The sequence below is a fragment of the Pseudomonas sp. ES4 genome, assembly GCF_050586665.1.
In the GTDB taxonomy this organism is placed as follows: Bacteria; Pseudomonadota; Gammaproteobacteria; order Pseudomonadales; family Pseudomonadaceae; genus Aquipseudomonas; species Aquipseudomonas frederiksbergensis.
Genome location: NZ_JBOBDO010000020.1, coordinates 1 through 22,874, shown reverse-complemented (window position 1 = coordinate 22,874; position 22,874 = coordinate 1). Strand labels below are relative to the sequence as shown.

Below are 22,874 nucleotides of genomic sequence, written 5' to 3'. Positions count from 1 at the left end.
CAGCAGGCCCCGCCTCAACAGCGGGGCCTTTTTTGTGACCGTCCGTCGGCAGAGGTCTGGATAAATCTCGCCAAGGTCGCTGTCGGGACAGTCTTTGCGGCGAAAATTGGCAAGATTGACTCGCCATCCTTCCCCCGTGCTGGGGAAAACGGTCATATTTATGTCATGTCGGGTCCGCACTCTAGGACTTGTCCGTTAACAACAGGTTGATAAAAACAAGGACGACCTTATGCCCACGCAAAACCCGCACCGTATTGTCGGCTTGTGCACTTCCAGCAAGGTGTACAACGCATTGACCGAACTCAAGCACCTTGAAGGCCATCGCAGCGCCAAGTTTCTTTCGCTGCTGGCAGAAAACCTGGTGCGCAAAGGCCTGCTCAACGAGCAGGAAGTGGTTCATATGCTGGATCTGGTGGTCGACTGAAGCGAAGCCTCATTGGTATCAATGACGACTATCGAAAGCGTTGATTGTCCGATCAGGCGCTCGGTCCGTAAGGTAGCTCCAACGTTTGATGGAGGTACTTATGTCCCAGGTTCAGATCATGTCCGTTATCGGCAGCGCCGTTCCCGCACCGCTCAGAGCGCTGGGATTGCTTGCCTGTTGGTACCTGGTGCAGGACGGCGAACCGATCAGCGGCCCGCTCACCTCGCTGCCAGCCGCCCAGGCCCTGTCGCAACGTCTCGGCCAAGGCCAGATCAGCGTTTAAGGTAGCTGCACCCGCGGTTTGGTTTCAATGAAGATTGCCCAGCTCGACATGAACAGCGCAGCAATCAGCGGCCCGATCACAAAGCCATTGAGGCCGAAAATCGCCAGACCGCCCAGGGTCGAGATCAGGATCAGATAGTCCGGCATCTTGGTATCCTTGCCGACCAGAATCGGTCGCAGCACGTTATCCACCAGGCCAATCACAAAGATCCCGAACAGCACCAGTACCACGCCCTGCCAGATCGAACCGGCGAACAGGAAAAACGCCGCCACCGGCGCCCAGACAATCCCCGCCCCCACCGCTGGCAACAGCGACAGAAACGCCATCAACACCGCCCAGAGCAACGCGCTCGGAATATCCAGAAACCAGAAAATCAGACCGCCCAATGCACCCTGTGTGATTGCCACCAACAGGTTGCCCTTCACTGTCGCTCGAACCACCCGATTGAACTTGAGTTGCAAACGGCGTTTCTGGGTGTCCTGCAGCGGCACGGCAGCGCGCACTTTGCGGGCCAGTTCGGCACCGTCACGCAAAAAGAAGAACAGCAGGTAGAGCATGATGAAAAAGCTCACCACAAACTCGAACGTGCCTTGGCCAAAACTGAACGCCTTCGTGGCGATAAACTCATTGCCGGTCACCGCACTCTTGATGATTTTTTCCCGCAGCCCGTCCAGCTCGCCAACCCCCGCCCGATCGAGCAAGTGCTGGAAATACGGCGGCAGGCTGTGTTTGAAATGCGTCACATACCCGGCGATGTCCAGTTCGCCGCTTTCGATGCGGTTGTAGACCGAGGCCCCTTCTTGCACCAGCAAGATACTCAGGGCAATCACCGGCAGAATCGCGATCACCAGGCAGATGCTCAGGGTGAACAACGATGTCAGATTGCGTTCCCAGCCGAACTTCAATTGCAGTCGTCGGTGCAGGGGCGCGAAAAGGATGCCGAGGATCACCGCCCAGAACACCGCGCCGTAAAACGGCAGCAAAATCCAGATGAAGGCGGCAGTGACCAGCCCCAGCAAGATCACCAGTGATTTGTTTTGTACTGTCTCTTCGTTCATGTCCGATCCATGTCAGTCCGCAAGGACACAATGCCGCGCCCTGATGCTTAGTCCGCCACGGTTCGCGCGAGTGCCATCCGTTTGTTCATCAAGCATAGATCCAGATCAATGAACTCCGCGGACAAGCCGCTTACTCTCGGCGGCTTTTGTGACCGACGCTGCCATGACTCTCCTGCCTCCAGAACTGCTGGCCCCCGCCGGCACCCTGAAAAACATGCGATATGCCTTCGCCTACGGCGCCGATGCGGTGTACGCCGGTCAGCCGCGCTACAGCCTGCGGGTGCGCAACAACGAATTCGATCACGCCAATCTGGCCCTCGGCATTCACGAAGCCCAGGCTCAAGGCAAGCGCTTCTATGTGGTGGTGAACATCGCCCCGCACAACGCCAAGCTGAAAACCTTCCTCAAGGATCTGGCGCCGATCATTGCGATGGCGCCGGACGCGCTGATCATGTCCGACCCGGGCTTGATCATGCTGGTCCGCCGGCATTATCCGCAGATGCCGATTCACCTGTCGGTACAGGCCAACACGGTGAACTGGGCCAGTGTCGAGTTCTGGCAGCAACAAGGCTTGAGCCGGATCATCCTGTCGCGAGAGCTGTCCCTGGAAGAAATTGCCGAGATCCGCGAGCAAGTCCCGGCCATGGAGCTGGAGGTGTTCGTCCATGGCGCCTTGTGCATGGCGTATTCCGGTCGCTGCCTGTTGTCAGGCTATATGAACAAGCGCGATGCCAATCAGGGCAGTTGCACCAATGCCTGTCGCTGGAAATATTCGGCGCAAGAGGCTACGGAAAATCAGCTCGGCGAAATCGTGCAGACCTTCCAGCCCGAACCGACCCTGGGCATCGGCACCCCGACCGATCAGGTGTTCCTGTTGCAGGAAGCCAATCGGCCCGACGAACTGATGCCGGCCTTCGAAGACGAACACGGCACCTACATCATGAACGCCAAGGACCTGCGCGCGGTGCAGCATGTCGAGCGCCTGACGCAAATGGGCGTGCACTCACTGAAAATCGAGGGCCGGACCAAATCCCATTTTTATTGCGCACGCACCACCCAGGTTTACCGCCGGGCGATCGACGACGCGGTGGCCGGTCGCGCGTTCGACCGCAGCCTGATGACGGATCTGGAATCCCTCGCCCAGCGCGGCTACACCGAAGGTTTTCTGCGGCGGCACGTGCATGACGAATACCAGAACTACCAGCACGGCAGCTCGGTGTCGGAGCGCCAGCAGTTTGTCGGCGAGCTGACAGGCGAGCGGCGTGACCGGATGGCGGAGATCAAGGTGAAGAATCGATTTGGTTTGGGCGACCATATGGAACTGATGACACCCAAGGGCAACTTCCAATTCGATTTGCATCAACTGCAAAACGTCAGGGGCGAGCCTGTCGAAGTGGCACCGGGGGATGGGCACACCGTGTACTTACCGATTCCGGATGCGGTGGATTTGGAGTTTGGGTTGTTGATGCGGGATGTGAGTGTCACATGATCCCCCCACTGTGGGAGCGAGCCTGCTCGCGATGACGGAATCACAGCCAATATTGTTGTTGAATGTTAAACCGCTATCGCGAGCAGGCTCACTCCCACAGGTAACGAGTCAAGCGAACTCTTCGCGCAACATCCCCACAAACGCCTCCCGCGCCGGGTGTACCCCGGCGTTTTCATGCCAGTAAAACAGGTTGTCGATCGCTGTCAGCTCGGGGAACTCATACCCCGCGCAACCTGCCCCTTTGGCGTACTGATCGAACACGCCTTTTGGCACCAGCGCGACACCCGCACCGGCACTGACGCAGCCGACAATCGCCCCGTAACTGGCCAGGCTGACAATCGGCAACGCCTGCCCCTGCCGCAGCAACCAATGCTCCAGCGCCGCCCGGTAGGGACAGCCCTGGGGCCACATGAACACGGTCTTGTCCTGCAAATCCGCGATGTCCCGTACCGGCCCCAGAGACTTCGAGGCGATCAACAGAAGCTCCTCGCGGTACATCGGCGTGCGCTTGAGGTGTGAGCGCTCGACATCCACCGCAACGATCGCGCCGTCGAGCCGGTGATTGAGCGTGTCGTCGAGTAATTGGCCCCAGGTGCCGGTGGTCAGTTCCAACGCAACGCCGGGGAAACGTTTGTGGAATTTCGCCAGCAAACGCGGCAATCGGCCGGTTGCCGACGACTCGATGGCGCCAATGCGCAACGGCCCGGAGGGCTCGGCCGAAGGGTCCACCGCACGCTTGGCCTCCGCCGTCAGGGCAAGAATTTTTGAGGCATATGCCAGGAAGGTTTGCCCCGCCGGGCTGATTCGCAGCCCTCGGCCCTCGCGCAGAAACAGCGCGACACCCAGCTCCGCTTCCAGGGACTTGAGCCGTGCCGTGATATTCGACGGCACGCAATGCAACAACTCGGCCGCCCGGGCGATGCTGCCGACCTCGGCAACGGTCTTGAACATGCGTATCTGTGCCAGCTCCATACATCACCTAAAGTGAAGAGTTGACGCACTATAAGTCAGTTGTGGAGAACAGTCAGGCTTCTGATACTGGGTGCATCCGCCTACAGGTCCCGATCATGAAGCTACTCACGCCCTCCCCCGGTTCGCCGGTCAAAATCTTCCTGGCCATGGCATTTGTGGTCGGCTGCTGGGGTTACTCACCGACTGGCATTCACATCGGTTTGCAGGCCTATGAGCCTGGTCATCTGGCCTTGCTGCGGTTTCTGCTGGCGTCGGCATTCATGGCGGTGGTCGCGGTGTTCCGAGGCATTAACCTGCCGAAAACTCGTGACCTGCCATTGCTGTTCGCGCTCGGTTTCTTTGCCGTGAGCCTGCACCATGTAGCGCTGAATTTCGGCCAGCAAAGTGTCAGCGCCGGCGCCTCCAGTGTGTTGGCGCAATCGACGCCGTTGTTCAGCACGTTGCTGGCGCGTTTCGTGTTCAAGGACCGGGTGAGCGCGTGGCGCTGGGGCTGCGTTTTTCTGGGGTTGATCGGCGTGGTGATTGTGGTGGCCGGGGATCATGGACTGGGGAGCATCGACGCCCATGGTCTGTTGATCCTGTTGGCCGCGGTGTCGTGGAGTTTCTACTTTGCCTTGCAGAAGCACTACTCGCGGCGCTACGACGGGCTGACGCTGGTGTGTTACACGGTCTGGTTCGGGACGCTGCTGCTGTTGGTTTATCTCCCGGGGCTGGTGAGCCAGGTCATCACCGCGCCGGTTGAAGTGCAGCTGGCCGTCATTGGGCTGGGCATTTTCCCAAGTGCCCTGGCGTATCTCGCCTGGGCCTATGTGCTGACGCATGTGGATCTGAGCCGCGCGACGATGACGCTGTATCTGATTCCACCGACCGCCATGGCGATTGCCTCTTTTGCGCTGGGCGAGCGGCCGACGTTGATGATCGTTGCGGGCGCACTGGTGGTGCTGGTCAGCGTGTTGGCATTGAATCTGGAGCGCAGGCCGGTGGTTGCTCGAGTCACCGAGGCCTGATCCGGACCTGTCGTGCACAAAAAAAACGGCGCAGCAATGCAAACTTTGTGTCGTTTCTTAACTGATTGGTATCAGGCGCAATGACCGGGTTTCTCTTTATCGCCTGTCATCGGACAGCGGAGTTGGTTCATCTGGCGGAGGCACGTCCTCGGCGGCATCAGGGTCCATCCAGTCTTCAGGTCGATCAATGTCGACCTCGGTCGGGTCCCGCGAAGGGTCCATGCCGGGTGGCGCGTCGTGGTCCATGCGCGGCTCGTCGGTACCGGAAATGGGTCGAGTGGGGTCGGTGTTGGGCGTTGCGCCCCGGAACATCGAATCGTTAGCCATGACGCACCTCACTGATGAGGACCAGCAAATCTGGGCCGTATTCGTTGGAATCAGGGCCGCGGATGCGGTGCTATCGAGTAGACAAACGGTGGTCAGCCATCGGCCGAAAACCGGTCGCGGCTGTTGGTCAAGTGCAGCCACATGGCCGCCCGCGCCGCATCCGGGTCCTGGCGTTTGATCGCATTGAGAATGGCCTCGTGCTCAAGGTTGGCCAGTTGCCCCAGCTTGCTCAAATCTACTGCGCCGCGCTCGGCGGCATTGACGCGGGTGCGCGGGATCATGGCGCTGCCCAGGTGCTGCATGATTTCGCTGAAGCACACGTTGCCGGTAGCTTCGGCGATCAGCAAGTGGAAACGCTTGTCGGCTTCGACGCAGCTGTCGTTGTTGGCCAGCAGGCTTTGATAGTCGTCCAGCGCTTCGCGCATCTGCGCCAATTGATGCTCGGTGCGACGGGTTGCCGCCAGTGCGGCGGCCTGGGTTTCCAGGCCCATGCGCAACTCCAGAATGCTGCGCACCCCCAGCGCGGTATCGACGTTCAACCGCAGTCCCTGCTCCGGCGCTCGCTCGATAACAAAGGTGCCGATGCCGTGGCGGGTTTCCACGAGACCGGACGCCTGCAATTTCGAGATCGCCTCGCGCACCACCGTGCGACTGACGCCGTGCTCCTGAACAATCGTGTTCTCGGACGGCAGCTTGTCACCGGGCAGCATCTGCCCGAGCAAGATGCTCTGGGTCAGTTTGGCGACCAGGTCATGGGCCAGGTTATGGGTGCGCTTGCGGGCAGGCGCGTCGAGGTCTTCTTGCATGGCGGTCATCCGGAAGCAGGGCTACCGGAATCGTAGCACTGCGTCGGGCGGGAATCTCAGCAAAAACGCGCCGACCAACTTGTATGACAACACTCAACAAATCGAGCCTAAACGATCGAAACCAAGCTCATCCATTCGGCAGAAAGACTAATAAATCTCATGAATAACGCTATTTTGTTGGACGAAGGCACTTGCAGGACGAAAAAACGTAGTTGTATGATGTCTATCAACATCGCAACACCCAGTCACACCCCCGCATAAAAATAATCAGTGGGAGATAACGCAGTGAATACATCCATATCCGGGATGAACGATGGCGCCGATTCGGTCCTCAAGTCCGCCATCTCAAAAGTGAAACGCCATGTTCTGCCGCTGTTCGTGATCATGTTCATCGTCAACTACATCGACCGCGTGAACATCGGCTTCGTCCGCGCCCACATGGAACATGACCTGGGCATCGGCGCTGCTGCCTACGGCCTCGGCGCCGGTCTGTTCTTCATCGGTTACGCGCTGTTTGAAGTCCCCTCCAACATCCTCCTGCAAAAAGTCGGCGCGCGAATCTGGCTGACCCGCATCATGCTGACCTGGGGCCTGGTCGCCGCTTGCATGGCGTTCATCCAGAACGAAACCCACTTCTACATCCTGCGATTTCTGCTCGGCGTGGCCGAAGCCGGTTTCTTCCCCGGCGTGATTTACTACTTCACCCGCTGGTTGCCTGGCGTTGAACGCGGCAAGGCGATTGCCATCTTCCTCAGCGGTTCGGCGATTGCTTCGCTGATCTCCGGCCCGTTGTCCGGGTTACTGCTGCAAATCAGCGGTTTGGGCATGCACGGCTGGCAATGGATGTACTTCATTGAAGGGATGTTCTCGGTCGGGCTGTGCGTGTTCGTCTGGTTCTGGCTGGACTCCAAACCCCACGACGCCAAATGGCTGAGCCGCGCCGAACAAGACGCGCTGGTCAAGGCTATCGACGACGAACAACTGGCCCGCGAAGCCGCGACACCGATCAAACCGTCGTTGGGCAAGCTGCTCAAGGATCGCCAGATCATCCTGTTCTGCCTGATCTACTTCTTCATCCAGTTGACCATTTATGCCGCGACCTTCTGGCTGCCGAGCATCATCAAAAAGATGGGCGACCTGAGCGACATTCAGGTCGGGTTGTTCAACTCGATTCCGTGGCTGCTGTCGATCGTCGGCATGTACGCCTTCGCTTCGCTGTCAGCCAAATGGAAGCATCAACAAGCCTGGGTCGCCGCGGCACTGCTGATCGCAGCAGCCGGGATGTTCATGTCCACCACCGGCGGGCCGATCTTCGCCTTCGTTGCGATCTGCTTTGCTGCGCTGGGTTTCAAATCAGCGTCGTCGCTGTTCTGGCCGATTCCTCAGGCCTATCTGGACGCACGGATCGCGGCGGGCGTCATCGCGCTGATCAACTCGGTGGGCAACCTCGGCGGCTTCGTCGCGCCGACCACCTTCGGTCTGCTGGAAGAACGCACCGGTTCGATTCAGGGCGGGCTGTACGGCCTGGCCGCGACCTCGATCATTGCCGCAATCATCGTCTTCGCCGCACGCAATAAACCGAAATCCGCACCTGCCGTTGCACTGGCCGAACAAGCGCCCAACCAAGCCTGAATATCCGTTTGAAGGACATGAAAATGAATGCACAAGAAACTGCCAAAGCCCCGGTCATTACCAGCATGCAAGTTGTTCCGGTGGCCGGCCACGACGGCATGCTGCTCAATCTGAGCGGCGCCCACGGGCCGTTTTTCACCCGCAACATCGTGATCCTCAAGGACAACGCCGGTCATACCGGCGTCGGTGAAGTGCCGGGCGGCGAGCGCATTCGCCAGACCCTCGAAGACGCTCGCTCGTTGGTGGTCGGCAGTCCGATCGGCACGTATCAGAAGATCCTCAATCAAGTGCGCCAGACCTTCGCCGATCGCGATGCCGGCGGTCGCGGGTTACAGACATTCGATTTGCGCATCACCATCCACGCCGTCACCGGCCTGGAAGCTGCATTGCTCGATCTGCTCGGCCAGCATCTGGATGTGCCGGTCGCGGCCTTGCTCGGTGAAGGTCAGCAGCGCGATGAAGTGAAGATGCTCGGTTACCTGTTTTATGTCGGTGATCGCAACGAAACCGACCTGGCCTACCGTAGCGAGCCGGATGCCGACAACAACTGGTTCCGCGTGCGTCACGAAAAAGCCATGACCGCCGACGCCGTGGTGCGCCTGGCTGAAGCCGCCCACGCGCGCTACGGTTTCAAGGACTTCAAACTCAAGGGCGGCGTGCTCAGTGGCGATCAAGAAATCGAAGCCGTCACCGCCCTGGCCGAACGCTTTCCCGATGCGCGCATCACCCTCGATCCGAATGGGGCGTGGTCACTCAAGGAAGCCATTGCCCTGTGCCGGGATCAGCATCACGTACTGGCTTACGCCGAAGACCCGTGCGGCGCGGAAAACGGTTATTCGGGCCGTGAAGTCATGGCGGAATTCCGTCGCGCCACAGGTCTGAAAACCGCCACCAACATGATCGCCACCGACTGGCGGGAAATGGGCCACGCGATCCAGTTGCAATCAGTGGACATTCCACTGGCCGACCCGCACTTCTGGACCATGCAGGGTTCGGTCCGCGTGGCGCAGATGTGCCATGAATGGGGCCTGACCTGGGGTTCGCACTCCAACAACCACTTCGATATTTCCCTGGCGATGTTCACCCACGTCGCGGCCGCCGCGCCGGGTGACATTACCGCCATCGACACCCACTGGATCTGGCAGGACGGCCAGCGCCTGACCAAAGCGCCGCTGCAAATCGTTGACGGTTGTGTGCAGGTGCCGAAGAAACCCGGGTTGGGTGTCGAACTGGACTTGGATCAGTTGGCCAAGGCTCATGAGTTGTACAAAGGCATGGGATTGGGTGCCCGGGATGACAGCGTGGCGATGCAGTTTCTGATTCCGGGCTGGAAATTCGATAACAAGCGGCCGTGTCTGGTGCGTTGATTCAGCGGTCGCGCCTGGCCTGTTAGCAATCTTCCCGGCCCGCTTATGGGCGGCCGGGTTCAAAAACCGCTCGGAGCGTAGCGGTTAACCCCCTAAAATGGCGCGCAATCGAATCAATGACGGACCCAACCAACATGGACAGACTGAAAATTCTCGCCGTTTGCGTGGCGCTGCTCGCCTCCGGCCAATGCGTCGCACAGGATCAAATCGAGACGGTGGTGAATGCCGCCGTACAACCGGTCATGCAAGCCCAGGCCGTTCCTGGAATTGCCGTGGCCGTGACCGTCAACGGAAAGCCGCATTACTTCAACTACGGGGTGGCGTCGAAAGAAAGCGCACAACCCGTCACCGAAAACACTTTGTTCGAGATCGGCTCGGTGAGCAAAACCTTCACCGCGACCCTCGTCGCCTACGCTCAGGCCACCGGCAAACTGTCCCTGTCGGACAAGGCCAGCAGCGTGCTGCCGGATCTGCGTGGCAGCGCGTTCGATAACATCAGCGTGCTGCAACTGGGCACCTACAGCGCCGGCGGCTTGCCGTTGCAATTCCCCGACGATGCCGACGCACCAGACAAGATGCTCGGCTATTTCAAGCAGTGGAAACCGACCTATGCCGCGGGCACCCATCGGCAGTATTCAAACCCTAGCCTGGGGTTGTTCGGCTACCTCGCCGCCCAGAGTATCGGCGCGCCGTTTGATGACGTGATGGAAAAAACCCTGCTGCCGAAACTCGGGCTCAAACACACCTACCTCAAGGTGCCGCAAGCTCAAATGGGGCTTTACGCCCAGGGTTACAACAAGGAAGACAAGCCTGTACGGGTTGGGCCGGGGGCACTGGATTCAGAGGCTTATGGCGTCAAAACCAGCGCGGCGGACCTGATTCGTTATGTTGAAGCGAACATGAAACCGGCCCGCCTTGAGGATCCGCTGCAGCGGGCCATCGCCGCGACGCATACCGGCTACTACAAAGTGGGCGATATGACTCAGGGGCTGGGTTGGGAGTTCTACCCCTATCCGGTCAGCCTCGATAAATTGCTGGCGGGTAACTCGACGCAGATGGCGATGGAGGCTCACGAAGTCCAGTGGCTGACCCCGCCGCAACCTCAACCGGAAAGCGTGCTGATTAACAAAACCGGTTCAACGGGCGGCTTCGGTGCCTACGTGGCGTACGTGCCGTCGAAAGACATCGGCATCGTGATCCTGGCCAACAAAAACTACCCGAACCCTGAGCGGATCAAGATTGCTCATACGATATTGAGTGCACTGGCCAAGTAGCCAAGAAACGCGATTTCTCGCAGCGGCAAACAAAATGGGCGACCTCTTTGAGGTCGCCCATTGTCGTTACTGCGTCAGCTCAATGCAGAGTCGGCGGCTGAGCGTCAGGCGCACCACTTCTCGGATCAAGATTTTCCCGCGCCTGATTCACCAACAACTCGGTGACCGCCGCCAATTGCTGGATCGACAGCAGCAGCTGGCGGTTCGAACCTTCCAGTTTTCCGGCGAGGTTCGCGATCAGGACATTCAGGGAGGCAAGGTTTTCGCAGGCCTGATTCAGCAGGGTCAGCGTGTCGACACCAGGCGCAACAGTGAAAACCTGCCGGGTCGTGGGGGTACGCCTGGGGCTTTGGGTAACGGCGCCTTTTGCGGTTTCACACGGCTTCGCGGGATCGAGTTGATCGGCACCGTTTGGGGTTTGCGATGGATGCTTGCTGAACTTCTTCACAGACGAGGCTCCTTTTTGTGCCATTGGTGTTTACGTCCCTGGATCCCTCAGTGTCGCGGATTCCCACGTCCGACCGCTATTTCGCGGTGGCTGACGAAGGCTAGCCGTGCGCTCTGACAGAAACCAGTTCATAAACACCGACAGGACTTGCAGGAAACTTCCGAGACCAATGGAAATCGGTACATCGCCCCCCCGAAACACGCGTTTTTTTTAGCCGCCGAGTTCAATCATCCGGCATTTCAGGCGGCTTGGCAGGCTTCGCCGGTTTGCCCGGTTTTGCTCCCTTGGCGCCCTTGGCCGGTTCGGCTTCCGTGACCGGCGGTGGTGTCGGCACTGTGGCTTGTTGCTCCGTCGCCGGCAATTGGTCGACGGCGGCGAAAATCTCCTTCAGCTCGATCGTTCCCGATTGCTCAAGTTTCTTTTCCCCGTCCTTGCCCACCAGGATGACTTTGCTCTTGGCGCCAGCCCCCAACTTGAGCGAACGGATCAATGCCGCCGTGTCTTGCGGCCCCAGGTCTTTGCCCTCGCGCTGGCCCATCAGATTAAGCACGGTGTACAGGACCATGTTTCGCTCGGTGAACCCCTTGCGATTGGCCGGTTCATCCAGCGACTTTTTCAGACTGACCCACGTGGGATCGACCGTGCTCGGCGCGATGACAATCAACGGCCGGGACCTGCCCTTCTCCATGTCCAGCGGTGAGCCGTCATCGGCAGCGAGCAAGGGGCCGGCGAAAGCCAGCAGGGTAGTCAGGGTCAAAGACCTGATGAGCATGCGCATCTCCTTTTGATATCCACGCTCTAATGATTGCGCATCGCGGCGTTCGTTCCGGGTGACGCACGCAATATGTCTCGCCTGCCCCAAGCTTAGGTCAGGGCGGTCATTGCGCAACAGCCTGAGCTAATCTCATAAATCAATAACATCGCCCTGATCCGCCGTGAGGACCTCTGCATGAGCGCTCAGTTGAACCACACCATCGTCTGGTGTCGCGACAAGCAGACATCAGCCCACTACCTGGCAGACATCCTCGGCCTGCCCAGCCCCGAACCCTTCGGCCCGATGCTGATCGTCAAGTTCGACAATGGCGTGTCGCTGGACTTCTACGACAATGACCCGCCGATTGCCTCCCAGCACTACGCGTTTTTGATCGGTGACGAGGATTTCGATGCGGCCTTCGCCCGCCTGCAAGCCCGACAGCAACCCTGGTGGGCCGACCCCGGCAAACAACGACCGAACGAGATCAACGATTACGGCGGCGGCCGACGGGTTTACTTCGATGACCCGGACGGGCATCTGCTGGAAATTCTGACTCGGCCCTGAGCGCGCCTGCCAAGCTGGTTTGTTTGTGCAACCGCGGCCCGATCAAAAGGCCAGTTTGTACCCGATCAGCACCAGCATCGTGGCCAGGCAAGGTCGCAGCACTTCATCGGAGATGCGGCCAGTGAGGTGGCTGCCCAGGTAAATCCCCGGCAGTGAACCGATCAGCAAGTAACCCAATACGTGCCAGTCCATGTTGCCCATGCTCGCATGGCCGAGGCCGGCCACCAGGGTCAGCGGTACGGCGTGCGCGATTTCCGTGCCCACCAGGCGGCGGGTCGGCAGCATCGGATAGAGAATGAATAAGGCAACGGTGCCCAGGGCGCCGGCGCCGATGGAGGTCAGGGCAACCATGGTGCCGAGGACCAGGCCAGTGATCACGGTCAGCGCATTCAAGCGATTGCCGCTGGGGTTGTAATGACCGCCCGCGCGTTTGTGGGCGAAATCGAGCAGGCGCTTCTTGAAGAAAATCGCCAGCGCCGTGGCAAACAGGACAAAGCCCAAGGCCTGTTTGATGACCGCGTTCATCGCCTCCGGGGACGTTTGCAAGGTGCTCAGGAACCACAACGTCAGCGCCACTGCCGGCACGCTGCCGAGGGTCAACCAACCGGTGATGGCCCAGTCGATGTTCTTGTTCTTTCGATGAACCAGCACGCCACTGGACTTGGTAATCGCCGCGTACAGCAAATCCGTCCCCACTGCGGTGGCCGGATTGACACCGAACCACAACAGAATGGGGGTCATCAACGAGCCGCCACCCACGCCTGTCATCCCGACAATAAAGCCGACCACCAGACCTGCCACGACTAAACCGAAATTACCGAATTCCATTAACACGCCCACAAAAACGCATGAAAAATCAGGCCCGCAGCATAGCGATTTTTCTTATAACCACTTATATCGATGCGATCTATCTTTATGCCCTAAACACATCCCCCCTGTGGGAGTGAGCCTGCTCGCGATGACGGACTCACAGCCAGCATCATTGCTGAATGTTAAACCGCTATCGCGAGCAGGCTCACTCCTACAAGGGGTTCACTGTACTGGCAGGAAATTGAGGAACAGCAAACTCTGCGCGTAATTCAAACCGATCCGGCGGTAGCGCTCGTCCAGCATCTGCGTCAGCAGGTCCAGCCGGGCGACGATCTTGCCGAACTCCACGGCAAAACTCAGGTTGCTGCCCTCCTCCGAGATTTCGTTGGAGAACAGTAAAGGCTCGCCGTTCCTGTTTTGCCGCTGGCTGAGGATCCAGGTGGCTTTCTCGATGTTGCGGGCCGCATTGCTGACGAACGTCGGGTTGATCGCATCCGTCATGTAGAACTCGAGCCGATTGCCGTGCGCAGTGACGAGCATGCTGCCAATGGCATAAATGAAGGCACCGACCCGGTCGCCGAGAAACTCCGGGCTCATGGCATAACTCAGCGCTGCCAGGTCTTTTTTGCCTCCCAGGGTCGGCAGCGGCTGTTGCTGTTCGATGGCCATGCGCACTTGTTTGCCCGCGGTGCGGGCGTCAAGGAAGCCGGATTTTTTCAACTCGTCCGGGTTGCGCAGGTAGAGCTTGCTCATCAGCAGGTAGAGGCTGTCGAGGTTGTCGCGCATCGCCAGGGTCGCCATGCGGTCGACGCTGGTCTGGAGAAATTCCTGGGGTTTGCCTTCGCGGAACTGGCTGACGATGTCGCGGCCCTGCTGCTGGCTGCACCCGGAGGCGGCGAGCATCGACAAGCAAGCCAACAGCAGGCAACGGCGGCGGATTCGCGGGGTGGTGCGGGGTAAAACTCGAGCCATGGGTTATCGAACTTGGGCATGGGCCGGCGGTGGGGATTCGCCGCAGGCTGGCCAAGGGTAGAGCCGTGAATCCTGGAAAAGTGCAGTGCCGACCGTCCGCAAGCGTTGGCACCCGTTAAGCGGCGCCATCAAATTAGTCATACTTTATAATTGCAACATCGCCTGCATAAGCTATAAATCCTTCCTTGCTCCTATTAAAAACCGATTAGTAGTATGACTACTTTGTCAAAAACAATAAAAAGGAAGGTCAACCATGCTTCAATCCCGATACCCGTTCTGCGCCCTTGGACTGTCTCTGATGATCGCCACCCTCTCCGCCCAGGCCGCCGGCCTGTCCAGCGAACACAAGGCCTTTGGCAAAACCAATGACGGCACGCCCGTCGAGCAATACATCTTGCGCAACAGCCATGGGCTGACCGCCACGGTCATTACTTACGGCGGCATTTTGCAGTCGCTGAAAGTGCCGGACAAAAACGGAAAGTTCGACGATGTGGTGCTCGGTTTCGATGACGTGCAGGGCTATCAGAGCGGCACGGCGTATTTCGGTGCGACCATCGGGCGCTTTGGCAATCGCCTGGCCAACGGTGCTTTCGAACTGGACGGCAAGCGCTATCAGGTACCGCTCAACGACAGTTCCAATTCGCTGCACGGCGGCCCCCGGGGTTTTGACAAGCACGTCTGGAAAGCCCAGCCGAGCAACGGCAAGGATTCGGTCGGCGTGACCCTGACCTACCTGTCGGCGGACGGTGAAATGGGCTTCCCCGGCAACCTGAAAACCGAGGTCACCTACAGCCTCAATGAGCAAAACGAGTTGCGCATCGACTACAAGGCTTCCACCGATAAAGCCACGGTGTTGAACCTGACCAATCACAGCTATTTCAACCTGGCCGGCGCCGGTAACGGTGATGTGCTGAAACAGCTCGCCACCCTGCACGCCAGCCATTACACGCCAGTCACCGGCAAGCTGATCCCTACCGGCGAACTGGCCCCGGTGGCTGGCACACCGATGGACTTCACCCAGCCGACCGCCATTGGCAAGCACATCAAAGCCGATCACCCTCAGTTGAAATTTGCCGAACCGAAACAGGGCGGCTTCGATTTCAACTGGGTGCTGAACGCCGCAGGTGATGTGGGCCAACTCGCCGCCGAGGTCAGCGATCCGCAATCCGGTCGTCGCTTGCAGCTCTACACCACCGAGCCTGGTGTGCAGTTCTACACCAGCAACTTCCTCGATGGTTCGGTCAAGGGCAAGGCTGGCAAGGTCTACCCGCACTGGGGCGCGTTCACGCTGGAGACCCAGCACTACCCGGATTCGCCGAATCAGCCGAACTTCCCGTCCACGCGCCTGGACCCGGGCAAGACCTATGCCCAGAGCACGGTGATGAAGTTTTCTACCCAGTAAGGCCCAATGCGATCATGTAGCAGCTGCCGAGCCTACGAGGCTGCGTCCGAGGACGAAGTCCTCGCAACTCCTGCGCACGCGGTATTCCTGAAACACCTCATTGTTTGATTCGGCGACTGCTTCGCAGCCGAACGCAGCCTCGCAAGCTCGACAGCTGCTACAGGTCGATGGAACCACCGGGGTATTCTGTTGCCAACCGAAGGAGTACTCATCGATTCAAAATAAGGAGATTTGAATGCGCACCCTCGAGCTGGCTGGCGTCAATGTACCGGTGATCGGCCAAGGCACCTGGCGCATGGGCGAAGACCGTTCCCGGCATACCCAGGAAGTGGCGGCATTGCGCCTGGGTATCGAACTCGGCATGACCCTTATCGATACTGCTGAAATGTACGGTGAGGGCGGCGCTGAGGAAGTGGTCGGTGAAGCCATCACCGGCAGGCGTGATGAAGTGTTTCTGGTCAGCAAGGTGTACCCGCACAACGCCAGCCGCAAAGGGATTCCCCTGGCGTGCGAACGCAGCCTGCGGCGGCTGGATACCGATTACATCGATCTTTACCTGCTGCACTGGCGCGGCCAGTACCCCCTCGAAGAAACGGTCGAAGCCTTCGAACGCCTGCGGGTCGAAGGCAAGATCGGTCGCTGGGGCGTTTCCAATTTTGATGTCGATGACCTGGAGGAACTGGCCTCACCGGCCTGTGCCACCAACCAGGTGCTCTACAACCTGGAAGAGCGCGGCATCGAGTTTGATCTGCTGCCCTGGAGCCGCCAGCATCGAATGCCGCTCATGGCCTACTGTCCGATCGGTCAGGGTGGGCCTATGCTGGACCATATAACGCTCAAGCAAATAGCCGCCCGTCACCGTGTGACGCCGGCCCAGGTAGCGCTGGCATGGATGCTGCGTAACGAAGGCGTGATCGCCATCCCCAAAGCGGTCCGCCCCGAGCACCTGCAACTCAATGCGCAAGCGGCGCAATTGCAACTGGAGGCTGGGGATCTGGAGGCGCTGGAACAGGCGTTTCGCGCGCCACAACGCAAACAGCGATTGGCCATGGTCTGAGCCATCGCAGTCTGTCAGAGGGCTTCGGCATGAGAAGCACTGATCAGGACGATTCCTTTAATCTGCAACGCTTTATCCAGGCACAGGACCCGGTGTACAAACGGGTCCAGGCCGAGCTGAACGCCGGCCACAAGCGCAGTCACTGGATGTGGTTCATCTTTCCGCAATTCGCAGGTTTGGGCGGCAGCGAGATGTCCCGCCACTTTGCCATTCGTTCCAAAGAGGAAGCCGCGGCATACCTCAATCATCCGCTGCTGGGTTCACGGTTGCGCACCTGCACGCAATTGGTGCTGAACATCGAAAAAAGCTCGGTCGCCGGCATATTCGGCCATCCCGACGATCTCAAGTTTCACTCTTCCATGACGCTGTTCGCCCAGGTTGCCGGCGCTAACAGCGACTTTCATCGAGCACTGGACCAGTATTTCCACGGCATCCTGGATGACTGGACGTTGTTGCTGCTGGACTCAAAACAGGCCCAACTGCCCACCAATCAACGTTGAAAAGTCGTCGTCCACGAAGGGCAGAATGGCGTCCGCCACCGGTTGCAGCTGGCGGGTGACGTAGTGGTCGTAGTCGATGGGCGCGCTGCGGATTTCCAGCGGCTCGGGCCCGGCGACGGTGATCACGTAACTGATCCAGCCACCGTTCTGGTATTGCCGCGGACGGCCCTGCAGGTCGTTGTACTCATCGGCAATCCGCGCGGCACGCACGTGGGGCGGCACGTTGCGCTGATAGTCATCGAGGGTGCGGCGCAGGCGCTTGCGGTAGATCAGGCGATCGTCGAACTCCCCCGCCAAGGTCTTGCGCACGTAGTCGCGCACATACTCCTGATAGGGTTTGCGATTGAAGATGCGCAGGTACAGCTCCTGCTGGAATTGCCGGGCCAGCGGCGACCAGTCGGTGCGCACGGTTTCCAGGCCTTTGTAGACCATTTCGTCGGTGCCATCGGCGCGGGTCACAAGCCCGGCATAACGCTTCTTGCTGCCCTCCTCGGCGCCACGAATGGTCGGCATCAGAAAGCGCTTGTAGTGGGTTTCGAACTGCAACTCCAACGCACTTTCCAGACCGTATTGCTGCTGCACATGCTCGCGCCACCACTGGTTGACGTGATCCACCAGCGCGTGGCCGATCTGTGCGGCTTCTTGTTGACCATGGGCACGGCGCAGCCAGACGAAGGTCGAGTCGGTGTCGCCGTAAATCACCGTGTGGCCCTGGGCTTCGATCAACTGTCGCGTGCGCAGCATGATCTCGTGACCGCGCAGCGTGATGGACGACGCCAGGCGTGTGTCGAAGAAGCGGCAACCGCTGGAACCGAGCACGCCGTAAAAGGCATTCATGATGATTTTCAGGGCCTGGGACAGCGGCGCATTGTGTTCGCGCTTGGCGGTTTCACGCCCTTCGGCGACCCGGGCGACGATGGCGGGCAGGCAATGCCGGGTTCTGGAAAAACGCGCACCGCGAAAGCCTGGCACCGACTCGCTGTCATCCGGATGTTTAAGGCCCTCGATCAAGCCCACCGGGTCGATGAGAAAGGTACGGATGATCGACGGATAGAGGCTTTTGTAGTCGAGCACCAGCACCGATTCGTACAGGCCCGGTTGCGAGTCCATGACAAACCCGCCGGGGCTGGCTTGCGCAGGTTTGTTCCCAAGGTTCGGCGCGACGAAACCCTGGCGGTGCATCAGCGGCATGTACAGGTGCGTGAACGCCGCCACCGAGCCGCCGCTGCGATCCGCCGGCAACCCGGTGACGCTGGCCCGCTCCAGCAGAAAGGTCAGCAGCTCGGTCTTGGCGAAAATCCGCGTTACCAGCTCGCAGTCTTTGAGGTTGTACTTGGCCAGGGCCGGTTTGTCCTCGGCGAACATGCGGTTGATTTCGTCCATGCGCTGGTACGGGTTGTCGATCGACTTGCCCTCGCCAAGCAGGGTTTGCGCGACGTTCTCCAGGCTGAACGAGGGGAAACTCCAGGTCGCCGAGCGCAGGGATTCGATGCCGTCGATGATCAGCCGGCCCGCGGCCGAGGCGAAGTAATGGGTGCGGCTCCCGTGTTCGCGCCACTGCATTTCTTCGCCGCCACGCCCCAGTTTCAGCGGCACCGCCAGCCGCCGGGCGTGTTCGTGAAGCACGCGCAGGTCGAACTGCACGACGTTCCAGCCGATGATCGCGTCGGGATCATGGCGGGCGAACCATTCGTTGAGCTTTTTCAGCAGCAGGGTTCGGGAATCGCAGTATTCGAGCTGAAAATCCACCTCGCTGTCGCCGCCGTTGGGCGGACCGAGCATGTAGACCTGGCGCTCGCCGCAACCTTCCAGGGCGATGGAATACAACTCGCCCTGAGCGGTGGTTTCGATGTCCAGGGAGACCAGCCTGAGGCTAGGGCGATAGTCGGGGTCGGGTTTCATCTGGGCATCGAGCAGCAGGCCCTCGGCGTTCGGCGTGCCACTGAACCGGACCGGCGCGGTGATGAAACGCTCCATCATGTAGCGTTCCGGCGGGCGCACATCGGCTTCGAACACGTCGACGCCGGCCTTGCGCAGTGCGGTTTCAAGACGCATCAGTTGACCGTGCTGCTGGCAGTACAGACCGAGTACCGGGCGGTGCTCGAAATCCAGTAACGCCAACGGCCGCAGCTCGACGTTCTTTTCGCCGCGCAGCAACGCTTCAGCCTGATCGCGCTGGGCGGCGGGAATGAACGCCACCGAGGGTTGATGAGGCAGGCGGATCCGCTGGGGACCGGTGTCGGTCGCCAGCCAGAACTCGACTTCCGTACCGGCCGGGGTATCGCGCCAATGCCGGGTCAGGACGAAGCCCCGCTGTAAATCCACCACTGCAACCTCAAGATTTGATTCAAGGCGCAATTCTACGCGTCATCCAAGGCGATAGCCCGTCTCTGCGAGGTGGATGCAATCCCTGTGGGAGCGAGCCTGCTCGCGAAAGCGGTGTATCAGTCGACACCTGTATTGACTGACCCGCGGTCTTCGCGAGCAGGCTCACTCCCACATGGATCGAGTCAGCCCATGGATCAATGAATAACTGTGGAAAATTTCAGGTTTACCGAAGAAAAACTGCTGAATGGCGTTTTTTGAGCGTTATCTGCCGCTTTCTGCCTTGCCCTCAGCGCCGGTGTCTACGATTCTTCAAGGACAACGACAACACCTGAGAAACTGCCATGAAAACCGTCGCCCAACTGCTGAAGTTAAAGGCTGAACAGAATCATGAGGTCCACACCATTGCACCGCATCAAATGGTGCTGGAAGCCCTGATGGTCATGGCCGCCAAAAACGTCGGCGCCTTGCCGGTCCTGAGAAATGGCGAGGTTGTCGGCATCATCAGCGAGCGTGACTATGCGCGCAAACTCGTGCTCAAGGGCCGCTCCTCCGTCGGTACACCGGTCGAAGACATCATGGTATCGCCGGTGATCACCGTGGACACCCGTCAAACCGTCGAAACCTGCATGGGCATCATGTCCGACAAACGCCTGCGCCACTTGCCGGTGGTGGAAAACGGCCAGTTGATCGGTTTGCTGTCGATTGGCGACCTGGTCAAGGAAGCCATCGCCGAACAGGCTGAATTGATTCGCCAGCTGGAGCAGTACATCCGCGGCGAATAGATCAACCCGGCCAATGCCGCGCAAAGACCGGTGCCAATGTCGGGTGCCGGTCAATGCGCGTAAGCCACGCGAAAAATCCGGGCCTTGCACTGCGTAAATACTCGCGACTGCCCGCCCATCTTGAAACCACCGCCGCCAGCACATCCAGTGCCCCCGGCGTCTCGTCGCCCAGATACAAATCGCCCGAAAACTGATCGGCAAACACCTCCCAACTCCGGTGCAGTCGCGCGCGGGCGCCGGCCATGAGGTTTTGCCTGGACGATTCATCCGTCTCGGCCAGCCAGCGCTCGGGGTAGTCGATGATGCCAATCGCCGAATAGCAATTGCTGACGATGTACACCAGGCCGCGAATGGCCTGATCCCGCTCGGCGGCGATTTTCGGCAACAGGTTTGATTGGGGGAACGTGAGACCCAGGTGAATCAGAATCGCCGCGCTCTCGGTGAGAACGCTGCCATCGGGCAATTGCAGGGTCGGGACCTGCTTGAGCGGATTGAGCTTCTCCAGCGCGTGGGTCGCCTCGGGAGAGGTTTCAACGTCGATGAAGCGGTAGGGGATTTCGCACAGCTCCAGTGCCGCTTCTATCGCGGCAGCGCCGGAATTCTGGTGTCCGTATAGCTGGTACATATCGCGCGCTCCTGGCGAAACGAAAATAGAGTCAGCAGACGAGCGAATACTCGTCATCGGCCAGTCTAGCCGGTGAATAACGGGGCGGTGGCGCCATGCTCGCCTATGAGCATGGCGTCGAACGCTGGTCACGATGGCGGCCGAGGTGGGGAACTGAAACATCACGCTCATGTGGGGTGAGTCGTCCTTCCTATCATTGCCGTCGATGTTCACCATCACGGCAATGAAGTTCTCATAAAAAATCCGCGGCGTAACATCAGCCTCACACCAAACAACTACACCCCGGAGCACACCATCATGAAACGCCAAACTATCCTCAGCATTGCTTTCTCGGTTTTCGCAGTTAACGCTTTCGCCGCTACCTCTGTTCACCCGGTTGTCGCTGAAGGCGGCTCGGACCGTCTGATTGAAAGTCGTGTGGCCGAAGGTGGCTCCGATCGTCTGATCGAAAGCCGCGTCGCTGAAGGTGGTTCGGATCGTCTGATCGAGAACCGCGTCGCAGAAGGTGGCTCCGATCGTCTGATCGAGAACCGCGTCGCTGAAGGTGGTTCGGATCGTCTGATCGAAAACCGCGTCGCTGAAGGTGGTTCGGATCGTCTGATCGAAAACCGCGTTGCTGAAGGTGGCTCCGATCGCCTGATCGAGAACCGCGTCGCTGAAGGTGGTTCGGACCGTCTGATCGAAAGCCGCGCTGTATAAATGAATGGTTTTACCGTGGTACTCAATGAAAAACCCGGCCTTATCAGCCGGGTTTTTTTACGTCTGTCTTTTGCGCTCGGTCACTTGCCGGCCCGCGCCATGCAACGCTGATAGCGCTCATCGACCCGCTTGGCAAACCATGCCGTGGTGAGTTTGCGGGTGATCTTCGGGCTTTGCAGCACAATCCCCGGCAACACCGCACGCGGTAATGGCCGACCTTCCGCCTGTTCGGCCAGGGCAAAAACCCGTGCATAGAGCTGGGTGTTCTCGAATTCGAAGTTTTTGCCCTCCTCCAATTGGTCGCGAATGGTCGGATTGCGCATGCCCAGTTGCTTGCCGAGGGTGCGCACCGCCAATTCCGTGGTGCCTGGCATGATCGAATCGTAGCGAACCAGGTCACCATCCAGCGCCAGCGGTATGCCCGACGCGCGACTCACTGCGTTCTGAAACGCGGCATTGCGGCTGGCGTACCAACCGGCATTGAAATCGGCAAAGCGATACAGCGGTTGTTTGTAGCTCGCCGGATAACCGAGCAAGTGGGCGATACCGAAGTACAGGCCGCCGCGACGACTGAATACTTCACGACGGATCGAGCCGTTCACCGGATACGGATAGGTCTTCGCCTGTTGCTCGGCGAAATCGATGCTGACTTGCATCGGTCCACCGGTGCGCACCGGGTTGAGCCCACCGAACAGCGTCCGGCCCATGGGCACAATGCCGATGAAGTCATCGAAGATCGAGCTGAGCTCTTTTTCGCTGCGCGCCGCATTGAGCCGTTCGCTGTAGCTTTTGCCATTGGATGAACTCACCTGCAGCGCACCGCTCACCAGCAGGCCGGGAATGTGGGCTTTGTCGGCACGGCGGTCGATTTCCGCGCGGGCGATTTTGCCCAGGCCCGGTACCGGCGGGTCCACCTGGAAAGTCGATTCCTGCTCGGTGACCGCCAGGACCGAGCACAGGTTTTGGGTGGATGGATAAATGTTCTGGGCAGCAAATGCTACGTAGATATCGGTCGCCCAGCCCTGGCGATCGGTGGTTTTTGCCGGCAGCAGGCGCACGATCTCGGCCTTGACCTCGGCAGGCTTGCGCGCCGGGGGCTCTTGCGTGCGCTGAGTACCGCAACCCGCCAGCACCAGCAGCGCGGCGACGCTCATCATCAATCGTTTGGCTTGCATGTTGCTCCATCAAATCCGTTGAGCCGGGGTAACCATACGATCAATGGCATGGCGCAGGCTATGACTCTCACCGCCCCCCACTGTTCCCTGTAGCAGCTGGCGAAGCCTGCGTTCGGCTG

24 protein-coding genes are annotated in these 22,874 nt (G+C 59.5%); 13 read left to right on the top strand and 11 right to left on the bottom strand.

What is annotated here, in order from left to right:
- Positions 1-229 precede the first annotated feature (229 nt).
- Positions 230-424, top strand: coding sequence for a hypothetical protein (locus tag ACQ4OB_RS20540; RefSeq protein ID WP_003179723.1), 195 nt, complete (start codon positions 230-232; stop codon positions 422-424).
- 100 nt (positions 425-524) lie between these two features.
- Entirely contained in the window at positions 525-707 is a 183-nt protein-coding gene (locus ACQ4OB_RS20535) for a hypothetical protein (protein WP_074878491.1), read from the top strand.
- Here the strand turns inward: ACQ4OB_RS20535 and ACQ4OB_RS20530 are convergent.
- Complete coding sequence (locus ACQ4OB_RS20530) at positions 704-1,765, bottom strand: AI-2E family transporter (protein ID WP_430956341.1); 1,062 nt, start codon at positions 1,763-1,765, stop codon at positions 704-706. The two genes, ACQ4OB_RS20535 and ACQ4OB_RS20530, sit on opposite strands and share 4 nt — an antisense overlap.
- A gap of 163 nt (positions 1,766-1,928) precedes the next feature.
- Here ACQ4OB_RS20530 and yegQ point away from each other — a divergent pair, with 163 nt between their 5' ends.
- Entirely contained in the window at positions 1,929-3,254 is a 1,326-nt protein-coding gene (yegQ, locus tag ACQ4OB_RS20525; protein WP_430956340.1) for a tRNA 5-hydroxyuridine modification protein YegQ, read from the top strand.
- A gap of 108 nt (positions 3,255-3,362) precedes the next feature.
- On the opposite strand, the gene ACQ4OB_RS20520 is transcribed toward yegQ, so the two are convergent.
- Entirely contained in the window at positions 3,363-4,226 is an 864-nt protein-coding gene (locus ACQ4OB_RS20520) for a LysR substrate-binding domain-containing protein (RefSeq protein WP_074878496.1), read from the bottom strand.
- Between the two features lie 95 nt (positions 4,227-4,321).
- On the opposite strand from ACQ4OB_RS20520, the gene ACQ4OB_RS20515 reads away from it, so the two are divergent.
- Positions 4,322-5,233, top strand: coding sequence for a DMT family transporter (locus ACQ4OB_RS20515; RefSeq protein ID WP_430956339.1), 912 nt, complete (start codon positions 4,322-4,324; stop codon positions 5,231-5,233).
- A 96-nt stretch (positions 5,234-5,329) separates the two neighbouring features.
- On the opposite strand, the gene ACQ4OB_RS20510 is transcribed toward ACQ4OB_RS20515, so the two are convergent.
- Together ACQ4OB_RS20510 and ACQ4OB_RS20505 are read right to left on the bottom strand one after the other, a co-directional pair.
- Entirely contained in the window at positions 5,330-5,560 is a 231-nt protein-coding gene (locus ACQ4OB_RS20510; RefSeq protein ID WP_430956338.1) for a hypothetical protein, read from the bottom strand.
- Between the two features lie 92 nt (positions 5,561-5,652).
- The gene (locus ACQ4OB_RS20505; RefSeq protein ID WP_074878501.1) at positions 5,653-6,366 is read right to left on the bottom strand and encodes a FadR/GntR family transcriptional regulator; all 714 of its coding nucleotides are present in this window, start codon (positions 6,364-6,366) and stop codon (positions 5,653-5,655) included.
- A gap of 285 nt (positions 6,367-6,651) precedes the next feature.
- Here ACQ4OB_RS20505 and ACQ4OB_RS20500 point away from each other — a divergent pair, with 285 nt between their 5' ends.
- The 3 genes from ACQ4OB_RS20500 to ampC all read left to right on the top strand — a co-directional run bounded on the left by ACQ4OB_RS20500 (position 6,652) and on the right by ampC (position 10,639).
- A complete protein-coding gene (locus ACQ4OB_RS20500) occupies positions 6,652-7,998 on the top strand; it encodes an MFS transporter (RefSeq protein WP_074878502.1) in 1,347 nt (448 codons plus the stop codon).
- Positions 7,999-8,021: 23 nt separating this feature from the next.
- Positions 8,022-9,365, top strand: a complete 1,344-nt coding sequence (gene gudD / locus ACQ4OB_RS20495) for a glucarate dehydratase (RefSeq protein ID WP_430956337.1) — start codon at positions 8,022-8,024, stop codon at positions 9,363-9,365.
- Between the two features lie 116 nt (positions 9,366-9,481).
- On the top strand, positions 9,482-10,639 hold the full coding sequence (gene ampC, locus ACQ4OB_RS20490) for a class C beta-lactamase (protein ID WP_371916937.1): 1,158 nt from the start codon (positions 9,482-9,484) through the stop codon (positions 10,637-10,639).
- 79 nt (positions 10,640-10,718) lie between these two features.
- On the opposite strand, the gene ACQ4OB_RS20485 is transcribed toward ampC, so the two are convergent.
- Together ACQ4OB_RS20485 and ACQ4OB_RS20480 are read right to left on the bottom strand one after the other, a co-directional pair.
- Positions 10,719-11,087, bottom strand: coding sequence for a DUF6124 family protein (locus ACQ4OB_RS20485; RefSeq protein ID WP_430956336.1), 369 nt, complete (start codon positions 11,085-11,087; stop codon positions 10,719-10,721).
- 223 nt (positions 11,088-11,310) lie between these two features.
- Positions 11,311-11,859: a DUF4174 domain-containing protein gene (locus ACQ4OB_RS20480; RefSeq protein WP_430956335.1), complete on the bottom strand. Its 549-nt coding sequence runs from the start codon at positions 11,857-11,859 to the stop codon at positions 11,311-11,313.
- Between the two features lie 177 nt (positions 11,860-12,036).
- Between ACQ4OB_RS20480 and ACQ4OB_RS20475 the strand changes: the two genes are divergently transcribed.
- Positions 12,037-12,405: a VOC family protein gene (locus ACQ4OB_RS20475; RefSeq protein WP_430956334.1), complete on the top strand. Its 369-nt coding sequence runs from the start codon at positions 12,037-12,039 to the stop codon at positions 12,403-12,405.
- Between the two features lie 42 nt (positions 12,406-12,447).
- Here the strand turns inward: ACQ4OB_RS20475 and ACQ4OB_RS20470 are convergent, their stop codons facing one another.
- Together ACQ4OB_RS20470 and ACQ4OB_RS20465 are read right to left on the bottom strand one after the other, a co-directional pair.
- Positions 12,448-13,233: a sulfite exporter TauE/SafE family protein gene (locus ACQ4OB_RS20470; RefSeq protein WP_074878514.1), complete on the bottom strand. Its 786-nt coding sequence runs from the start codon at positions 13,231-13,233 to the stop codon at positions 12,448-12,450.
- 204 nt (positions 13,234-13,437) lie between these two features.
- A complete protein-coding gene (locus ACQ4OB_RS20465; protein WP_430956333.1) occupies positions 13,438-14,187 on the bottom strand; it encodes a hypothetical protein in 750 nt (249 codons plus the stop codon).
- A gap of 253 nt (positions 14,188-14,440) precedes the next feature.
- Here ACQ4OB_RS20465 and ACQ4OB_RS20460 point away from each other — a divergent pair, with 253 nt between their 5' ends.
- The 3 genes from ACQ4OB_RS20460 (at position 14,441) to ACQ4OB_RS20450 (ending at position 17,146) form a co-directional block, all read left to right on the top strand.
- Positions 14,441-15,589 (top strand): aldose epimerase family protein, encoded by a 1,149-nt coding sequence (locus ACQ4OB_RS20460; protein WP_102616341.1) that lies wholly within the window; start codon positions 14,441-14,443, stop codon positions 15,587-15,589.
- 235 nt (positions 15,590-15,824) lie between these two features.
- On the top strand, positions 15,825-16,646 hold the full coding sequence (locus ACQ4OB_RS20455) for an aldo/keto reductase (RefSeq protein ID WP_430956332.1): 822 nt from the start codon (positions 15,825-15,827) through the stop codon (positions 16,644-16,646).
- Positions 16,647-16,675: 29 nt separating this feature from the next.
- Entirely contained in the window at positions 16,676-17,146 is a 471-nt protein-coding gene (locus tag ACQ4OB_RS20450) for a DUF1810 domain-containing protein (RefSeq protein ID WP_102616339.1), read from the top strand.
- Here the strand turns inward: ACQ4OB_RS20450 and ACQ4OB_RS20445 are convergent.
- Complete coding sequence (locus ACQ4OB_RS20445) at positions 17,111-19,471, bottom strand: DNA polymerase II (protein WP_430956376.1); 2,361 nt, start codon at positions 19,469-19,471, stop codon at positions 17,111-17,113. The two genes, ACQ4OB_RS20450 and ACQ4OB_RS20445, sit on opposite strands and share 36 nt — an antisense overlap.
- 344 nt (positions 19,472-19,815) lie before the next feature.
- On the opposite strand from ACQ4OB_RS20445, the gene ACQ4OB_RS20440 reads away from it, so the two are divergent.
- Entirely contained in the window at positions 19,816-20,256 is a 441-nt protein-coding gene (locus tag ACQ4OB_RS20440; RefSeq protein WP_074878529.1) for a CBS domain-containing protein, read from the top strand.
- 1 nt (position 20,257) lies between these two features.
- Here ACQ4OB_RS20440 and ACQ4OB_RS20435 read toward each other — a convergent pair whose 3' ends face one another.
- Entirely contained in the window at positions 20,258-20,881 is a 624-nt protein-coding gene (locus ACQ4OB_RS20435) for a glutathione S-transferase (RefSeq protein WP_430956331.1), read from the bottom strand.
- A gap of 297 nt (positions 20,882-21,178) precedes the next feature.
- Between ACQ4OB_RS20435 and ACQ4OB_RS20430 the strand changes: the two genes are divergently transcribed.
- Positions 21,179-21,580: a hypothetical protein gene (locus ACQ4OB_RS20430; protein ID WP_102616336.1), complete on the top strand. Its 402-nt coding sequence runs from the start codon at positions 21,179-21,181 to the stop codon at positions 21,578-21,580.
- A gap of 80 nt (positions 21,581-21,660) precedes the next feature.
- On the opposite strand, the gene ACQ4OB_RS20425 is transcribed toward ACQ4OB_RS20430, so the two are convergent.
- On the bottom strand, positions 21,661-22,755 hold the full coding sequence (locus ACQ4OB_RS20425; RefSeq protein WP_074878536.1) for a DUF1615 domain-containing protein: 1,095 nt from the start codon (positions 22,753-22,755) through the stop codon (positions 21,661-21,663).
- Positions 22,756-22,874: the final 119 nt, after the last annotated feature.